Origin of the sequence: Geothermobacter hydrogeniphilus (assembly GCF_002898515.1) — a bacterium.
Classification (GTDB): Bacteria; Desulfobacterota; Desulfuromonadia; order Desulfuromonadales; family Geothermobacteraceae; genus Geothermobacter_A.
On sequence record NZ_PPFX01000002.1, the window covers coordinates 39,050 to 56,295 of the forward strand.

General features: G+C 60.0%; 13 protein-coding genes and 2 tRNA genes. 8 read left to right on the top strand and 7 right to left on the bottom strand.

The window, feature by feature from the left end; genetic code table 11:
* Nucleotides 1-147: 147 nt before the first annotated feature.
* The 6 genes from C2E25_RS01215 to C2E25_RS01240 form a co-directional block, all read right to left on the bottom strand.
* Nucleotides 148-2,982, bottom strand: coding sequence for an AMP-binding protein (locus C2E25_RS01215; RefSeq protein ID WP_103113998.1), 2,835 nt, complete (start codon nt 2,980-2,982; stop codon nt 148-150).
* Nucleotides 2,983-3,289: 307 nt separating this feature from the next.
* Entirely contained in the window at nt 3,290-4,387 is a 1,098-nt protein-coding gene (gene rodA / locus C2E25_RS01220) for a rod shape-determining protein RodA (RefSeq protein WP_103113999.1), read from the bottom strand.
* Nucleotides 4,388-4,390: 3 nt separating this feature from the next.
* Nucleotides 4,391-6,262, bottom strand: a complete 1,872-nt coding sequence (mrdA, locus tag C2E25_RS01225) for a penicillin-binding protein 2 (RefSeq protein WP_103114000.1) — start codon at nt 6,260-6,262, stop codon at nt 4,391-4,393.
* Complete coding sequence (locus C2E25_RS01230) at nt 6,252-6,785, bottom strand: hypothetical protein (RefSeq protein ID WP_103114001.1); 534 nt, start codon at nt 6,783-6,785, stop codon at nt 6,252-6,254. The genes mrdA and C2E25_RS01230 overlap by 11 nt, the downstream gene beginning before the upstream one ends.
* Complete coding sequence (mreC, locus tag C2E25_RS01235) at nt 6,782-7,600, bottom strand: rod shape-determining protein MreC (RefSeq protein ID WP_103114002.1); 819 nt, start codon at nt 7,598-7,600, stop codon at nt 6,782-6,784. Before mreC ends, C2E25_RS01230 begins: the two co-directional genes overlap by 4 nt.
* A gap of 75 nt (nt 7,601-7,675) precedes the next feature.
* Nucleotides 7,676-8,719 carry a rod shape-determining protein gene (locus C2E25_RS01240; protein ID WP_103114003.1) on the bottom strand — a complete coding sequence of 348 codons (1,044 nt, stop codon included), beginning with the start codon at nt 8,717-8,719 and terminating at the stop codon, nt 7,676-7,678.
* A 197-nt stretch (nt 8,720-8,916) separates the two neighbouring features.
* Between C2E25_RS01240 and C2E25_RS01245 the strand changes: the two genes are divergently transcribed.
* The 7 genes from C2E25_RS01245 (at nt 8,917) to C2E25_RS01275 (ending at nt 15,081) form a co-directional block, all read left to right on the top strand.
* Nucleotides 8,917-10,854, top strand: a complete 1,938-nt coding sequence (locus C2E25_RS01245) for a SurA N-terminal domain-containing protein (RefSeq protein WP_103114004.1) — start codon at nt 8,917-8,919, stop codon at nt 10,852-10,854.
* A 108-nt stretch (nt 10,855-10,962) separates the two neighbouring features.
* Nucleotides 10,963-11,853, top strand: coding sequence for a phosphoribosylaminoimidazolesuccinocarboxamide synthase (locus tag C2E25_RS01250; protein ID WP_103114005.1), 891 nt, complete (start codon nt 10,963-10,965; stop codon nt 11,851-11,853).
* A gap of 1 nt (nt 11,854) precedes the next feature.
* Nucleotides 11,855-12,556: a hypothetical protein gene (locus tag C2E25_RS01255; protein ID WP_103114006.1), complete on the top strand. Its 702-nt coding sequence runs from the start codon at nt 11,855-11,857 to the stop codon at nt 12,554-12,556.
* A gap of 91 nt (nt 12,557-12,647) precedes the next feature.
* Nucleotides 12,648-12,723 (top strand) — tRNA-Ala (locus tag C2E25_RS01260).
* Between the two features lie 61 nt (nt 12,724-12,784).
* A complete protein-coding gene (locus C2E25_RS01265; RefSeq protein WP_103114007.1) occupies nt 12,785-14,143 on the top strand; it encodes an anthranilate synthase component I family protein in 1,359 nt (452 codons plus the stop codon).
* A complete protein-coding gene (locus tag C2E25_RS01270) occupies nt 14,140-14,958 on the top strand; it encodes an aminotransferase class IV (RefSeq protein ID WP_158247082.1) in 819 nt (272 codons plus the stop codon). The genes C2E25_RS01265 and C2E25_RS01270 overlap by 4 nt, the downstream gene beginning before the upstream one ends.
* A 37-nt stretch (nt 14,959-14,995) precedes the next feature.
* Nucleotides 14,996-15,081, top strand: a tRNA-Leu gene (locus tag C2E25_RS01275).
* A 314-nt stretch (nt 15,082-15,395) separates the two neighbouring features.
* Here C2E25_RS01275 and C2E25_RS01285 read toward each other — a convergent pair.
* Nucleotides 15,396-16,514, bottom strand: a complete 1,119-nt coding sequence (locus tag C2E25_RS01285) for a CNNM domain-containing protein (protein WP_103114010.1) — start codon at nt 16,512-16,514, stop codon at nt 15,396-15,398.
* A 454-nt stretch (nt 16,515-16,968) separates the two neighbouring features.
* Here C2E25_RS01285 and C2E25_RS01290 point away from each other — a divergent pair, with 454 nt between their 5' ends.
* Entirely contained in the window at nt 16,969-17,208 is a 240-nt protein-coding gene (locus tag C2E25_RS01290; protein ID WP_103114011.1) for a nucleotidyltransferase substrate binding protein, read from the top strand.
* Nucleotides 17,209-17,246 lie beyond the last annotated feature (38 nt).

The following is a 17,246-nucleotide window of genomic DNA, read 5'->3' on the forward strand; positions in this document are numbered from 1 at the left end:
CCCCTGGTTTCGACCTGTCTCCAGTATAGCAGTAAGGGCGGGAGGCGGGAGGCTCAAGGTTCAAGAGGAGGGAGGAACATTCTATATTGTCCCCTTTAGGTTTGCGTCCCCTTTAGGTTTGCCCAGGTCAAGGATAGGACAGGTTCTTCACTTCCGCGCCAGGTCCGGTTCACCGCAGTGTCGCAGGATGTCATCTCGGCAGCGGTCGCGGAGTTTGATTGCGCGGGACCAGACGGTCTGCTCGTCGGCATCATCGAGAAGTCTGGCGCTGTCGAGGGGGCGCCCGATCCGGATGCTGATACTGCCCTGATGGGGGAATTTGTCGTCACCGCGCAGAATCGACCGGGTGCCGCGGATGACGATCGGCACCACCGGCAGACCGGCTTCGGCGGCGGCGACGAAGGCGCCCATGTGGAACTCACGCAGACCCGGAATTCGGGTGAAGGTTCCTTCCGGAAAGAACATCAGCGAACATCCCTCGCGGGACCGTCGGCCCAGGTGTCGCGCCTGCTCAATCCCTTTCTGTTTGTCAATGCGGTCGACGAATTCAGTCCCGATTCGCTGCAGCGGAACGCGCAGCAGGGCACTTTCTGCCAGTTCCTGCTTGGCGACGAACCCGAAGCGTATGGGCAGAGCGGCAATCAGGGCATAGCCATCCAGGTAACTGGAATGGTTGGCAACCAGCACGCAGGGCCCCTTCGGCAGATTTCCCAACCCCGTGACCCTGAGCGGGATGCCGCAGCCACGGCACAGCAGGCGGAGGGCCAGACGCATCCAGGCCCAGCGCCAGGAGATGCGCGGCAGGAGCATGACGGCCAGGTAGACCGGTGGCAGCAACAGGTAGTAGAGTCCCCAGCTGCGCCCGGCGAAACCGCACCCGGCCAGCCACCGGCGGCTGCGGCGCAGTTGCCCGCGGAGGCCCATCATGGTCAGTCGCAGGTACTGCAGCCAGGGTTTGTGACGCTGGCCGAGGTGTCCCTGCTCGTAGAGTTCGCGGGCGGCTGTTCTGCGGATCTTGCCGCTCGAGGTTTTCGGCACCGTTTGCGGCGCTGCGAGCAGCAGGTCGTGGGGAGGGGTTCCGACCAGCCGCAGCGAGAGTTCGTTGACGGCGTTGCGCAATTGCGCCAGAATTTGTGGATCGGTTGCGCGCGTCTCCGCCAGGACCACCAGGCGTTCGGTGCCGCTGTGCCGGTCGGTGCTGCCGAAAACCGCGACATTCCCCTTGCGGATCCCTTCCAGTTCCGCGATCGCTTCTTCCAGCTCGGTGGGATAGATATTGCGGCCGGCAATGATGATCATATCCTTGCTGCGGCCGCTGATGTAGATATCACCGTGGCTGATATAACCGAGATCTCCTGAGTTGAGCCAGTCGCCGTCGAACAGCTCAGCGGTTGCGGCCGGATTGTGGAAATAACCGCTGCAGGCCGAAGGTCCACGGAACTGGATATGTCCTTCCTGGCGCTCGGGAAGCTCGTGTCCTGATCGATCCACAACCCGGATTTCATGCTCCGGCAATGGTCGGCCGCAGGCCACGATCCGCAGCCGCTCTCTGCCGTTATCCTCCAACGGTACGGCCTTTCCGCTGCGGATAAAAATCTCCCGGTCGATGGAGTCGATCAATGGTCCCCGGCCGTATTCAGGGAAGGCCAGGCCGACTGAATTTTCCGCCATGCCGTAGACCGGCATCAGCGCTTCACGCCGGAAGCCATAGGCGGCAAAGCGCTCGATGAACCGTTCGATGCTGTTGGCACTGACCGCCTCCGCGCCGTTGAAGGCACAACGCCAGGAGGAGAGATCCAGGCCGGCAAGTTCGTCATCGGAGAGCCGCGTGAGACAGATCTCATAGGCGAAGTTGGGCGCCGGCGAGAGGGTGCCGCGATGGCGGTGGATGGCATGCAGCCAGCGCACCGGACGATTGAGAAAATCGAGGGGTGAGAGGAGCACCAGCTGGGCGGCGTGGTAGAGACAGGAGAGCCAGCAGCCGATCAGGCCCATGTCGTGGTAGAGGGGGAGCCAACTGACCACCACGTCAGTGTCATCAACCTCAACCGCCCGGCCCATGGCGCGGATATTGGCCAGCAGGTTGGCGTGGGTGAGGATGACCCCTTTGGGATTTCCGGTCGAGCCGGAAGTGTACTGGAGAAAGGCGGTGTCCGTCTCCTGCACGGCCGGAGCGACATAGTCGTTGGTTGCTGCGCTGGAAAGTTCGTCGACCGTGAGCAAGGCCCGCAGGCCCGGGAGGTTCGCTTTGAGCAGCCGACCGAAAGTGCGGGCCTCGGGCATGGTGATCAGGTGGGTCGCCCGGCAGTTCTCAAGGATGACCACTTGTCGCCGCAGGTGTTCTTCCATCTGCGCCTTGCGGGCAGGCGGATAGATCGGCACCGGTACGCCGCCGGCCAACAGGGTTCCCCAGAAGGCAAAAAAATAGTTCGCCTCGCTCGGCAGCATGATCGACACTGGCGATCCCGGCATCAGTCCGTGTTTTCGCAGACCGGCTGCGACCCGGGCGGCACCTGCGTGCAGCTGCCGGTAGCTGAGGATCTCGGCGTCTCCTTCATCGGTGTAAAAATGGATATGCGGGCGATCCGGCTGGTGGTCCAGGTGCCAGCTCAGAACCTCGGGGAGGGTTCGGGCGCTATGTGGCGCCGCTTCGGCTGCTCCGGCCACAAGACCCCGAACCCGCTCGGGAGCGCCCAGAGTCCGGGCGGTGTCAGCAGTGAGAACAGCACGCAACAGGTCGCGGGCCGTTTCGGCATCGGCGAAGGTTGTTTCCGCCAGGGCGATGCCGAAATGCCTCTCCAGACGCTGGACCAGTTCCATGCGGCCGAGGCTGTCGAAACCGAGAGCCTGATCGAGGGAACTGTCGAGGGTCACCGCAGGGGTCGGTTGTCGCCCCGGGTGCAACTCTTCTCTCAGTCGGCGCAAAACATCAAGCAGATCTTCTGCCGTCCGGCCGGTTTGCTGGTGTCGGTTGTTGTTCATCAGCACTCCATCGGCCCTGCAGGGTCCATCGGTTATGCCGGATAAAATCATTTTATCAGGGATGTTGTGCCGGCTGTAGTTTATCGGGCCAATAAAAATCAGAAAGGTTGGTTGGGGAGGGAGGATTTTTCGGTTGGGCAATCAGGGAGTCATCTTGAAAAAAACCAGCACAAACGGTACGAGGTGGTCGAGAAGTACCCGAATGCAAGGCGTCTCACGGCCGAAGGAGTGAGGCGTAGCGGCAGCTACGTCGCAGCGACCGAGGACGTGAGCAACGCAGCAGATGTGCGCGTATCGGCCGCCCTCACTAAAAGACAAAGCGGCGCATGCTGACGTTGAGCAACAACCCCACCCCCACCATCGTCGTCACCATACTGGTGCCGCCGTAGGAGAAGAGCGGCAGCGGCACCCCGACTACCGGCAGCAGGCCGATGACCATGCCGAGATTGACGACAATGTGCCAGAAAAACATGGCGGTGACACCGAGGGCGAGATAGGTACCGTAACGATCGGCGGCCCGGCGGGCGATATGCAGTCCCCAGAGGATGAGCAGCAGGTAGAGGGTCAACAGCACCAGGCAGCCGGTAAACCCCCATTCCTCGGCGAACACCGAAAAAGCGAAATCGGTATGCCTCTCCGGCAGGAAGGAAAGCTGTGACTGGGTGCCGTGCATGAACCCCTTGCCGAACAGTCCACCGCTGCCGACGGCAATTTTCGATTGAATGATATGGTAACCGGAACCGAGCGGATCACGTTCGGGATTGAGAAAAGTCCGAATCCGTTCCCGCTGGTAGTCATGCAGCAGAGACCAGCCTCCACGACAGGCCAGGCCGGCAACCACCGCCAGCAGAATCAGGATCCGGCGACGAATACCGGCAAACAGCGCCATGGTGCCGCCGATGAACAACACCATCATCGAGGTCCCGAGATCGGGCTGCTTGATAATCAGCAGCGCCGGCACACCGAGCAACAGGAACGGCTGCCAAAGTTCCTTCAAGCCGAAACCGCCGAAGGGCGAGTTTTCACTGAAATAGCGCGCCAGGGCGATGATGATCACCAGCTTCATCACCTCGCTCGGCTGCAGATTGAAAAAACCGAGATTGATCCACCGGGTCGCCCCCATGCTGGTCTTGCCGATCACCAATACCGCGAGCAGCAGCAGAATCGTGCCGCCGTAGAATAAAAAACTGAAATGTTCCAACCGACGGTAATCTAACAGGCAGACGGCAACGGCAATCAGCAGCCCGCCGCCGAGCCAGGCCAGTTGCTTGAGATAGATCGTGGAAAGGCTGCCCTGCCAGGCACTGGTGGCACTGTACAGGTTGCCGATACCGATCAGGCTGATCAGCAGGACCAGGCCGAGCAACGGCCAGTCAAAATGGGTCAGCAGTCGTCTGTCAAACATTCGTCAATCACCCAGATAGCCGGGCCCGTCCACCTGCGGCAGGTCTTCGATATGGAAGTAGCTGCGGAACATCTCCCGCGCGATAGGCGCGGCGCTGGTCGAACCATGCCGGCCATGTTCAACCACCACCGCCACCGCGATCTGTGGGTTGTCCGCCGGCGCATAGGCGACGAACAGGGCATGATCGCGAAAACGATACGGGGTCTTGTCCTTACCAGTCTGCAGCTCTTCCTCCTCGGTCGATTTCCGCCGCACCACCTGGGCGGTTCCAGTTTTGCCGGCGACCCTGATCCCGCTCAGTTTGCTGCGCCAACCTGTCCCGTGAGGTTCATTGACCACCGCCTCAAGCCCTTTACGAACAGCAGCCAGGTTTTTCGGTGACAGGGCGACGGCGCGGATCTGTTCCGGCTCCTGGACCAGGACGTCCTGGCCGGACATATCTTCGATACGTTTGAGGATCTGTGGGCGCATGACCTTGCCACCATTGGCCACTGCGGCCGTCATCACCGCCAGTTGCAGGGGAGTGGCAAGGTCATAGCCCTGCCCGATTGCGGCGATCACCGTCTCTCCATCGTACCAGCGTTCATTGAAACGGCGGTGTTTCCAGTCACGGGTCGGGATCAGGCCGCTTTTCTCTCCTTCAAGCAGCACCCCGGTAGGCCGGCCGAGCCCGAGAGCAAAGGCCATCTCGGACAACTTGTCGATGCCGAGGTCAAGGGCCACCCGGTAGAACCAGACATCGCAGGATTCACGCAGGGCCTTTTTAAGATTGGTCCGACCATGTCCGCCTTTTTTCCAGCAGCGGAACACCCGCCTTCCGAGCTCGATCGCCCCCTCGTCATCAACTGTCGTTCGCGGCGTGGCAACCCCCGCTTCAAGGGCCGCCAGCGCGGTGACGATTTTGAAAGTTGATCCGGGCGGATACTGCCCGCGCAGGGCCTTGTTCTGCAGGGGATGGCGGGGATTATTAAGCAATGCTTTCCACTCTTGCGGAGAAATGCCGCGGGCAAACTGTTCGGGATCGAACGATGGACGACTGGCCATGGCGAGGATTTCACCGCTGGCGACATCCAGCGCAACAGCGGCCCCCGCCTGGTCACCGAAGGCCTTTTCCGTCGCCCGCTGCAGTTCCCGGTCAATGGTCAGATAGACCTTGTCACCGGGCACCGGTTCGCGGGTCCGCAGACTGCGCATCTCCTTGCCCCGCACATCCACCTCAAGCAACCGTTCGCCATCGGCGCCGCGCAGGTAGGGCTCCAGCTCCTTTTCCAGTCCGCTCTTGCCGATAAAATCTCCTGAACGATAACCGTCATCGGCCAGATCCTGCAGTTTATCCTCGGTAATTTCACCGATATAACCGAACAGGTGGGCCGCCAGATCACCGTTCGGATAAGCCCGCAGGGGATGGACTTCAACCAGCACGCCGGGCAGTTCGGGGGCATGCTCCTGGACAGTCTCCATCTTTTCCCGGCCGACATCATCGGCCAGCCGTACCGGGCGGTAAGGAGGGAGGCGGCGCCCGGCCTGCCAGCGTTTCAGCAACTCGGCCGCCGGAACCTGCAGCAACGCCGCCAACCGGCCCAGCAACTGCTCCGGATCGTCGACATCCTGGCGCATGACGGAGATATTGAAGGAAGGTCGGTTATCGATCAGCAATTCCCCGTTGCGATCATAGATCGGTCCGCGCGGAGCGGTCAGCGGCACATAGCGGATACGATTTTTTTCCGACAGTTCGCTGTAGCGCTGACCGCTGATGACCTGCAGGTACCAGAGCCGCATGATCAGCAGCAGAAAAACCAGCAGCGCCACCAGCGAAACCACCAGCAGCCGCCGGCTCTGCTGCGGGCCTTTATCCCAACCGCCGTTAAGTCCCATGATGCCTGTCCAATCGGTTCAGACCGGGCAATTCGGCCATCGGCACCAGGCGCCGCTGAAGCCAGGGAGCAAGGCGCAGCAACAGCCAGGCGGAGACGAGATTGAGCAGCAGTTGCGGAGCAAGCTGACGAACAACTTCCCACCCGAGCAGCCCGGGATCGGCAAAGGAAGCGAAAAACAGCAGCAGGACAGCGTCGACCAGGGTACCGCAGGCAACCATGAACAACAGCAGGGTCGCGTTTTCAGCATTGAAGCGTCCGACGAAAAAACGCACCAAGTCAAACACCAGCAGCAGAACCACCATGTGCAGTCCGGGGTTCGTCCCGGCGAGAGCATCGAGACCGGCGCCGAACAGCAGGACCAGCAGGCCGCCACCCAGCAGTGATTCGGTCAGGCCGACATAGACCACCAGCACCAGAATCAGGTCGGGCCGGGCCTGCCATCCGAACAGCCGGGGCCAGAGAACCGTCTGGATCAGGGCAAAAAAACCGCCCAGCAACAGCAGCCCCAGAATCCGTTTCATGGTTTCTCCCTGAGCAGCACCAGCACTTCTTCAAGCCGCGAAAAATCGACGCTCGGCTCAACCTGCACCATCTGAAAGAGTCCGTAATTGCCGCGCTCTGCTTCAATCACCCGGCCGACGCGCAAGCCCTTGGGAAAGATCCCCCCCATCCCGGAGGTCACGACCTGGTCACCGGCGGCAACCTTCTCACTGCGAAGCGCATAGTCAAGCATCAGCCGGTCTCCCCGCCCCCGGCAGACAGCACGACTGCGGGTCGGCTGAATCAACACCGCCAACGCCGAAGAGGCGTCTGTCACCAGCAGGACCCGTGACTGGTAGGGGGCAACCTGGATGGTTCGCCCCACCACCCCTTCGGCGACCACCACCGGCAGTCCCTCCCGGACACCGTCGCGGGTACCCTTGTCAATCACCACGGTGCGGAACCAGCTCGACGCATCCTCGGCGATCACCTGGGCCGGCAGCATGTTGAAGTTGACGCTCTGCTTGAAATCAAGCAGTTTTCGCAACCGCTGGTTGGCCAGACGGGTTTCCTCAAGGGCATCGAGCCGGGCGCGCAACTGCCTGTTGGCAGTCCGCAGCTGATCATTTTCACGGGCCGTGGACACCAGCCAGAGATAGTGACCCCAGGCATCGGCCAGGGTTTCGATGGATTGATCCAGAAGCTGCTGAAAGGGAGCGGTCAACTGCAGCAGGCCGCGTTGAAAGAGACTGGTCCGGGGGCGATGACGCAACTGGTAGGAATAGAACATCAGGGCAGCGAGCAGCAGGCACCCGGCGAGCAGCAGGGTCCGATACTTTCGAAACAGCTCAAGCATGTCTGCTTAATGCCCCGGTCAAGCTGGAAAGGGGCAGCGTCCGGCAGAACACCGCCCCGGTTGTAAACGGCAGGGTCAGGAGGTGACGGTCACCCGGCGCAGCAGATCCAGCTCATCGAGCACCTTGCCGGAACCGAGAACGACACTGGAAAGCGGATCCTCGGCCTGCACCACGGGAAGACCCGTTTCCTCACGCAGCAGGTTGTCCAGATTGCGCAGCATGGCGCCGCCGCCGGCCAGCACGATCCCCTTGTCGACAATATCCGCAGCCAACTCCGGCGGGGTCCGTTCCAGGGCGATCCGTACCGCCTCGACGATGGCGTTGACCGGTTCGGAGATTGCCTCGCGGACTTCACCGGCAGAGATCTCGAGGGTTTTCGGAATCCCGCTGACCAGATCCCGGCCCTTGACCTCCATGGACGGATTATCATCTCCGGCATAGGCGCTGCCGATCTCGATCTTGATCTGTTCGGCGGTCCGTTCACCGATCAGCAGGTTGTACTTGCGCTTCATATGCTGCACGATCGCCTCGTCGAGCTTGTCGCCGCCGACCCGGACGCTCTTCGCGTAGACGATGCCGGACAGGGAGATCACCGCCACCTCGGTGGTGCCGCCGCCGATATCGACGATCATATTTCCCGACGCCTCGGTAATCGGCAGCCCGGCGCCGATCGCCGCCGCCATCGGCTCCTCGATAAGATAGACTTCACGGGCACCGGCCGACTCAGCCGACTCCTTGACCGCACGTTTTTCCACCTGGGTGATGCCGGACGGAACGCAGATCACGATCCGCGGCCGCACCAGCGTCTTGCGGTTGTGAACCTTCTGGATGAAATAACGCAGCATCTCCTCGGTGATGTCGAAATCGGCGATCACCCCATCCTTCATCGGACGGATGGCGACAATGCTGCCGGGGGTGCGGCCGAGCATCTTCTTGGCCTCCATGCCGACCGCCAGCACCTTTCTCTGACCGACATGGTCCTTCTGCACGGCCACCACCGAAGGCTCGCTGACAACAATCCCCTTGCCCTTGAGATAGACCAGGGTATTGGCGGTGCCGAGGTCAATGGCCAGGTCGTTGGAGAACATCCCCCAGAAGGCATTAAACATATTGAACATGAGATTCGAATCTCCCTGCGGACATGATGGAATGCGCTCGTGGGACAGCGCCGAAAAATGACTGTTCACACTACCAAAAACGTCCTGCCATTTCAAGCCGTAAAAGACAAAAAGATATTGCATTTACCACCCTTATTGACTAACATGCCAGCCTGTTTTCAAACCCCGGCAAGACGCCACAAGGAGACCGTCCCATCATGCTCGATATTGTCCGCGCCAAGCAGAAGTCGATGTTCATCAAACTCGCCTTCGCCGTCATCATTCTCAGCTTTGTCATCGGCTATGCCATGCTCACTTCTCCCAAGGGCAACGGCGACCGGCCAAATGACCTGGCTGCCAGCGTCAACGGCAGCAAAATCAGCATGGAGGAATACCGGAGTGCCTATTCGAATATCTACAATCTCTATCAGAACATCTACCGTGACCAGTTCACCCCGGCCCTGGAAAAACAGCTCAACCTGAAACGACAGGCCTTCCAGCAGCTTGTCGACCAGCGCCTGCTGGCCCAGGAAGGGGAAAAGCTCGGCATGGAGGTCAGCAAAAAGGAACTGGTCGACGCTATCGCCAAGATCCCGGCCTTCCAGGAAAACGGCGTCTTCAGCAAACAGCGCTACGTCGACGTCCTCTCCTACCAGCGCCTGACCCCCGATGTTTTTGAAGAGATGCAACGCAACGACCTGCTGGTCAAAAAGGTCGGCGACTACCTGCGCGGTGAAGTCAGCGTCAGCGACGAGGAAATCGAAGCCGAGTTCCGCAAGCAGAATGAAAAGGTCAATCTGGCCTTCGTCCGCTTCGCTCCGGCCCTGTTTGAAGACAAGGTCAAAATCAAGGAGGAGGCGCTCAAGGAATTCTTCCAGCAGAATCAGGAGCAGTTCCGCATCCCGGAGAAGATCGCAATCCGCTACATCTTGTTTGATCCGGCATCCTATGTCGACCAGGTCAAGCTTGAGCAACAGGACATTGAAAAATATTACCGGCGCCACCTCGATCAGTTTGAAATCCCCGAACAGGTTCGCGCCAGCCATGTGCTGATCCGGGTCGCTCGGGATGCTGACAACAAAGTACGGAAAAAGAAACGTGAACTGGCCGAAAAAATCCTGGCGGAAGCCAAAGCGGGCAAGGATTTCGCCAAATTGGCTGCCAAATACTCGGATGACAAGGCCAGCGTCGCCAAGGGCGGCGACCTGGGCTATTTCACCCGCGGCACCATGGTGAAAAGCTTTGAAAATGCCGCCTTTGCCCTGAAACCGGGAGAACTGAGCGACATTGTCACCTCCCCCTTCGGCTTCCATATCATCAAGGGCTCCGGCTATATCGAAGCGGGCGTCAAACCGCTGGAAGATGTCCTCGACGAGGTCAAGCAGGGCCTGCGCAAGGAACTCGCCCGTCAACTGGCCTACGAGAAGGCCATGGATGCCTACAACATCAATCGCAAGGCGGGAGACCTGGACGCCGCGGCCAAGAGCGCTGGTCTTGAAATCAGTGAGAGCGGTCTTTTTACCCGCGATGAGCCGGTCGGCACACTCGGCAACCAGCCCGAACTGAACAGCGCGGCCTTTACTCTCCAGCAGGGCGCTCTTGCCCGACCGCTGAACCTGAAACAGGGCGTGATCCTGATGACCCTCAAGGAACGGCAGGAAAGCCGTCTTCCTGAATTGGCCGAAGTGCGCAAGGCTGTTGAAAAAGCTTTCCGCAAAGACAAAAGCGTCGAGCTGGCCCAAGCTGCCGCCGACAAGATGCTGGCAGGCCTGAAAACAGCCGCCGATCTCAATACTGCCGCCAAGAGCGCCAAACTCAAAGTCGAAGAAACCGGTGACTTTGCCCGCAGCTACGGAGACTTTGTCCCCCGCATCGGCCAGAGCGCCGACCTCGCCAAGCAGGCGTTCACCCTGACCGAAGAGAAGCCGGTTGCCGATCAGACTTTTGAAATCAACGGCAAGTTCATCGTGGCGGTGCTGAAGAAGCACTCAACAGCCGACATGGCACAACTCGATGACGCTAAACGTGAAGAGCTGCGCACCAGCCTGACCAAGAAAAAGCAGGATGAAGTCTACCGTGCCAAGCTTGACGAACTGAAAAAGAAAGCCCAGATCGAAATCAGCCCGGCGCTGGCCAGCCTGATGAACGAAGGATGATGGCGTCGCAAAAACTCACCAGCAGCTGCGTTGCCGCGCTTGCTGCTGATGCTTTTTGCTTAGCCAACTCCTCTTTTTCTTTCCCGCGAAAGCATCAAGGATAGAACTATGCCCAAGATTCTGCTGCAGAGCGACTGTCCGACTCTCAAACTTGCCAGCCGCGGCAAGGTGCGCGATATCTATGACCTCGGCGAGCACCTGTTGATCGTCACCTCCGACCGCATCAGCGCCTTTGACGTGATCATGGACCAGGGTATTCCCGACAAGGGGATCGTCCTGACCCAGATCTCCAAATTCTGGTTCGAGCAGATGAAGGATCTGGTGCCGAACCATATCGTCGCCACGGAAGTCGACGAGTTTCCGGCCTCTGCCCGGGCCTATCGGGAGCAGCTCGAAGGACGCAGCATGCTGGTCAAAAAGGCCGCGCCGTTGCCGATCGAATGCATTGTGCGCGGCTACGTCTCCGGATCCGGCTGGAAAGACTACCAGGCCCATGGCGCGATCTGCGGCATCAAGCTGCCCGCCGGTCTCAGGCAGAGTGACCAGCTCCCCGAACCGATCTTCACGCCATCGACCAAGGCTGACCTCGGAGCACACGACGAGAATATCGACTTCGCCCGCGCCGAACAGCTCTGCGGCGCCGAAGTGGCGGCGCAGGTACGCGACCTGACGATCGCCATCTATCAGCGCGCCCGACAGTTCGCCGATACCAAGGGACTGATCATCGCCGACACCAAGTTCGAATTCGGCCTGATCGACGGTCAGCTGATCTGGATCGACGAAGCCCTCACCCCCGATTCTTCCCGGTTCTGGCCCAAAGATCTCTACCGGCCCGGCGGGCCGCAGCCGAGCTTCGACAAGCAGTTCCTGCGCGACTATCTCGAAACCCTCGACTGGGGCAAGGCCGCCCCGCCGCCGCAGCTGCCGGACGAAATCGTCGAGAAAACGGCGGACAAGTACCGTGAAGCCCTGCAGCGCCTGACCGGAATCAGCCTCTAAGGTGTCGCGGAGAAGACGCCAGAAAGCCGCGTTCCGGCTGATCGTCCTCCTGCTGGTCACCATCCTTGGCGGTTGCGTCGTCATCGGCCCGCAGCCGGACGGTGAACTCGGCCGCCGCCAGCGGCAGCAAGCCGAACAGCTGATCAAGGGGCATGATTACCAGGCGGCGGCGAAGAAACTGGCCCTGGCTACGATCAACCTGCCGAACGACAACGAAACCTTCCTGCGCTACGGCGAGGTCCTTGAGGCGCTCGGCAGACAGGCAGAAGCGGCCGAAGTCTACCACCGGGCACTGAAGAACGACGGCGACCGGAAGAACCAGTTGCGCTATCGCCTGGCGCTGCTGCAGACCCTGCAGCTCGACCAGCTGCCCGAGGCGGTCGCTCTGCAGCGGCAACTGCCGCCGGAAACATTTCAGGCCGGGGATCTTCAGGCCGTCATCCTGTTGCAGCAGGGCCGACCGCGCCAGGCCCTGATCCTCCTCGCCGACCTGGCCAAAAAGGTTCGCGCCGAGGATCAGGCGGCACATATCGCCTACCACGCCGCCCTCGCCTACCGTTCCCTGAAGGATGACAACAACACTTACAGCAGCCTCTACCAGGCGATCAACCGCGCCGAGAACCTGGGACTGATTCAGCAGATCCAACGCTTCTGGAACCATCCGCAACCGGCGGGAAGATCGACCGGCCATCCCGGCAAATGAGACGCAGCCGGGATGGCGCGTTTTTTTAGCACAACCGGAAAAAAAGCGTTGACACCCCAAAACGGCTTTGTTATAAACAGCTTCGCTTTGAGGGGCTATAGCTCAGCTGGGAGAGCGCTTGAATGGCATTCAAGAGGTCGGCGGTTCGATCCCGCCTAGCTCCACCAAGAAAAACAAGAGGTTAACTCGCGAGGGTTAACCTCTTTTTCTTTTTGCATCGGTGAGTTCATGCCGGCCATCAGCCTGACCCTTCCCCTGTCCCGTTTCGATCCTCTTGCGGTCCAGCTGCGCCTCGCCGCGAACGGTCCCGGCTTTCTGGAAAGCGCCAACCTCGCTGACCGGACCGGCCGCTACAGCATCGTGCCGCTGCGGATCCGCGAAACCTGGCAGTTGGACCGGCGGGGGCGCCTGGTCTGGCAAAAGGACGGGAACCAGCAGCTCCGGGCGGGGGATTGCTGGCAGCTGCTGCAGCAGCGCCTGAAGCGGGACAGCTGCACCGGCGGCGGGTTGTTTCCGGGCGGTTTTTTCGGCCTCTTCGGCTATGACCTGGCCGGCAGCATCGAGCATCTTCCCCGACAGGCCAGACGCGACCTGCCGATTCCCGAGCTCTGGCTCTGCTGGGTCGACCTGACCGCCGTCTACGACCACCGGGATCACCTCCTGACCCTGGCCGGCCTCGACGACAGCGTTGACCTCGCCGCCTGGGCCGAACGGGTCATCGACGCCTGCCGGGAAAAACTGCCTGTGGCAGAGGTCAGCCTGCGGCAGCCTTCGCGACCGGTCCTGAGTGAAACTGACTTCAGGACCATGGTCGATCACGCCAAGGATTACATCCGCGCCGGCGACATCTACCAGGCCAACCTCTCCTGCCGTTTCGACGCCCGCCTGCAGGGACCTTCCTGGGCCCTTTATCAACACCTGCGAAAGGTCAACCCGGCCCCCTTCGCCTGCCTGCTGCGTACTCCCGGAGTTGAGCTGATTTCCGCCTCGCCGGAACGACTGGTCAGCCTGCGTGACGGGATCGCCGAAACCCGGCCGATCGCCGGCACCCGGCCGCGCGGCTACACCCCGCCCGAGGACCACTCCCTCGGCGAGGAACTGCTGGCCCACCCCAAGGAGCGCGCCGAACATATCATGCTGCTCGACCTCGAGCGCAACGATCTCGGCAAGGTCTGCCGTGTCGGCAGCGTCGAGGTCGACGAACTGATGGTGCTGGAGCGCTACTCCCATGTCACCCACATCGTTTCCAATGTCCGCGGTGAGCTGCGGCCGGAATGCGGGCCGTTCGAGCTGGTACGGGCGATGTTCCCCGGCGGCACCATTACCGGGGTACCGAAAAAGCGCTGCATGGAAATCATCGACGAACTCGAACCGACCGGACGCGGCAGCTACACCGGCAGCGTCGGCTACCTCTCGGCCAACGGCAATCTCGACCTGAATATCCTGATCCGCGGCTTCCAGCGCTGCGGCGATCACCTCAGCTACCAGGTCGGCGCCGGCATCGTCGCCGACTCGGACCCGCAGCGCGAATGGCAGGAGTGCCTGGCCAAGGGCGCCGCCATGGCCCAGACCCTGGAGGGACTGTGAGGATCATCATCCGCGATGGCGAACCGGTGACCGGCAGCAATCTGCAGGTGGACGTCGAGGACAGCGGTTTTCTGTACGGTGATTCCCTGTTCGAAACCCTGCGTGCCGAACAGGGGGAACTGATCTGGGTCGGGCAGCACCTGGAACGGATCGAGACCGCCTGTCGGCTGAGTGGAATTCCCTTTGACCGGCAACTGGCACAGCGGGGACTGGATGAGGTCTGCCGCCGCAGTGGCAAAACAACGGCGCGGGTCCGGCTGACCGTCAGTCGCGTCGGGGCGGACGGCAGACCACGGCAACTGGTCACCGCCTGTCCCTATCAACCCCCGGCGACAGAGAGCTACCGTAACGGCGTGGACTGCATCTACGCCGCCAATCGCCGGGTCAACGCCGTTTCCCACCTGCCGCAGATGAAGCGCGGCAATTACGCGGACTGCCTTTACGCCTCCCGCCAGGCACGCGCCGCCGGTGCCTTCGAAGCCCTGTTCCTCGAACCGGACGGGATGCTGCTGGAAGGGGCGATCAGCAACCTGTTTCTGCTCGTCGACGGGGTCCTGCTCACCCCTCCGGCCGGAGACCTGGTGCTGCCCGGCACCGCCCGCGCCGAGATCCTCAAAGCGGCAAAGAAGATCGGCCTGCCGGTCAGGGAGCAGCCGCTGCACCGGAAACGGCTCGACAGCGCCGCCGAGGTCATGCTCAGCAACAGCCTGTTCGGCCTGATTCCGGTCCGCAGCATCGCCGGGCACAACCTCCCTCGCGGCCCCATCGCAGCGACCCTGCGCAAACAGCTCGGCTTCCCTTTCGATTCGACTTGACCACTCGGGTTCGGGTGATTATAATTTCGACGCTTTTGCCGAAGTGGTGGAATTGGTAGACACGTCGGTCTCAAAAACCGATGGGCTTTGCCCGTGCCGGTTCGATTCCGGCCTTCGGTACCATAAGAAAAACAGGGGACCATGCGAATGCGTGGTCCCCTGTTTCTGTATTAACCCTTCGCCGGCGCGAGCCTGCGTCATCTTTACCAGAGCCATCGACTCGCCTGGATTCACCCGTTCCTGGACGGGAAACAGCACGCCGCGTTCTCAAAAAGCTCCTGGAAGAAAAACTTCTTATCGCCGACTCTGAAAAAGGTCCGGTAAGGCTCTCTTTCCCCGCCAAGGTCGCCCACTATTATTTCCCCCGACTTTATCCGGAAGGGGTGGAAATTACAGCAGCATGACAGACTTGCCATCTTGCATGTCCATGTCTGACCCTATAGTTTTTTTCGGATTTCGTCCGAGCGGAGAGGCTGCCCATCATCCCGGTCAGCCGGTCTCTGCCCACCGGTTTCCGCCTGCCGTTTCTTCAGCTGCTGCTTCCAGATTGCGGCTTTTTCCAGCGCATACTGCTGCATGTCTGCCACCTTGTCGGCTTCATCGACAATTTCCCGTCCCAGCAACGTTTCCAGCGCATCTTCCAGGGTCACTATGCCGGAATACTGAAGATAGGAATCATGCACCAGAAAGAGGTGTTCCTTGCGCCTGATAAACTGATCCATGAGTTGGTACACCGGCATATCTTTCGGAACCCGGTGAATGGGTGTCATGATCTCTTTCAGGGGCTGGTTTATCTTCCTGTTCTGAGACGCGGCCTTGAGAATCGTTCTGGCAAATACCAGTCCGGTAATATTGTCAGGCGTCTGTTCAAAAACGGGTATGCGCGAAAAAATGTAAAGGTCATCGTACGTCAACGCGTTCTTGATGGTTTCAGCGCCATCCAGGGCAAAAACCACGCTGCGGGGCGTGAGAATGTCCTCGACCTTGACCTGTTTCAGCTGCAACAGGTTTTCAATCAGCTGACTTTCCTCTTCGGCGAGAATCCCGTGTTCTTCGCTCATTTCCGCCATGGCGGCAATTTCTTCCCGGGTCGGGGCATTGTCGGCGGGTTTTTGGATGTGCTGGGTGATGAGATGAGAAACCCACAACAGCGGCAACAAAATGCGGGTTAGAAACTTGATGATATAAGCCGTAGGCTTGGCCAGCTGCCGCCAATAGGTCACACCTATGGTTTTGGGGATGATTTCCGAGAAATACAGGATCAGTAAAGTCAGGATGATCGCGATCAGGCTTTGCCACTGCACACCGAAAATCCGCACCGCTTCGGCACCGACCCCCGCAGCCCCCATGGTATGGGCAATCGTGTTCAGAATCAGGATGGACGATATGGAGGTGTCGATATCGTTTTTCAACTCCTCGAGGAGTTTCTTCACCCGGGAGTTGTCATCCATTGATGCAATATAGGATGGTGTTATGGTAAGCAGAACCGCCTCGAGCACCGAGCACAGAAAAGACACGAACAGGGCCAGTGACAGGTAGAAAAAGAGTAAGCTCATAGAATACGCGGTGTTCCGGTTGGCAGATTGAGTGTCCCCACGCGGCTAAAGCTGCCCGATTTTTCCGGTCCGGTTGAAAAAACCCGACCGCCAGGGCGCCCTGCCCCGGCGCATAACCAGGCACCCGGGAGGGGACTTGCTGATACAACGTCCCGACAAACGCCTATCACATATCTTACATTAATATTAACGGTTCTGTTCCATTTTGTGTGGGCGGCCTGAGGGCCGCTTGCTGAGGCTCAACCACAAGCCCCACAGGGATTCTTCTGTTTTTGTCTGCGCCTCTAACGTCCCCAACCAGGTTTGGGATTCCTCTTCAAAGTAAAAACAGTGGATATTAGGATGTTTCAACACAGGAGACGATTTCCCGACAGGAGAGGACAATGGACCTGGACCTGAGCAGCCTGAAGCTTCCCTGGATGCCGTTCTGGCCGAAACCCGCAACCTGACATTCATGAACAGCCTGACGCCGGTGCAGAAAAACGCCATGATCGCCGGCGTGATTCTAAATTTTAAATTCACCTATGAACTCTGCTGGAAATTTCTCAAGCGCTGGATGGAAAACAACATTTCCAGTGAAAGTGCCGAAGGCATTACCCGCAGGCAACTCTTTCGTCTGGCCGTCGAGTCGCGCCTGATCGACGATGTCGAGCGCTGGATGATCTTTCTACTACCAGTTGCTGGATGCTTTTGAGGAATCGTCGCTGCCGTTCAGGGTTGACGTGCTCGACT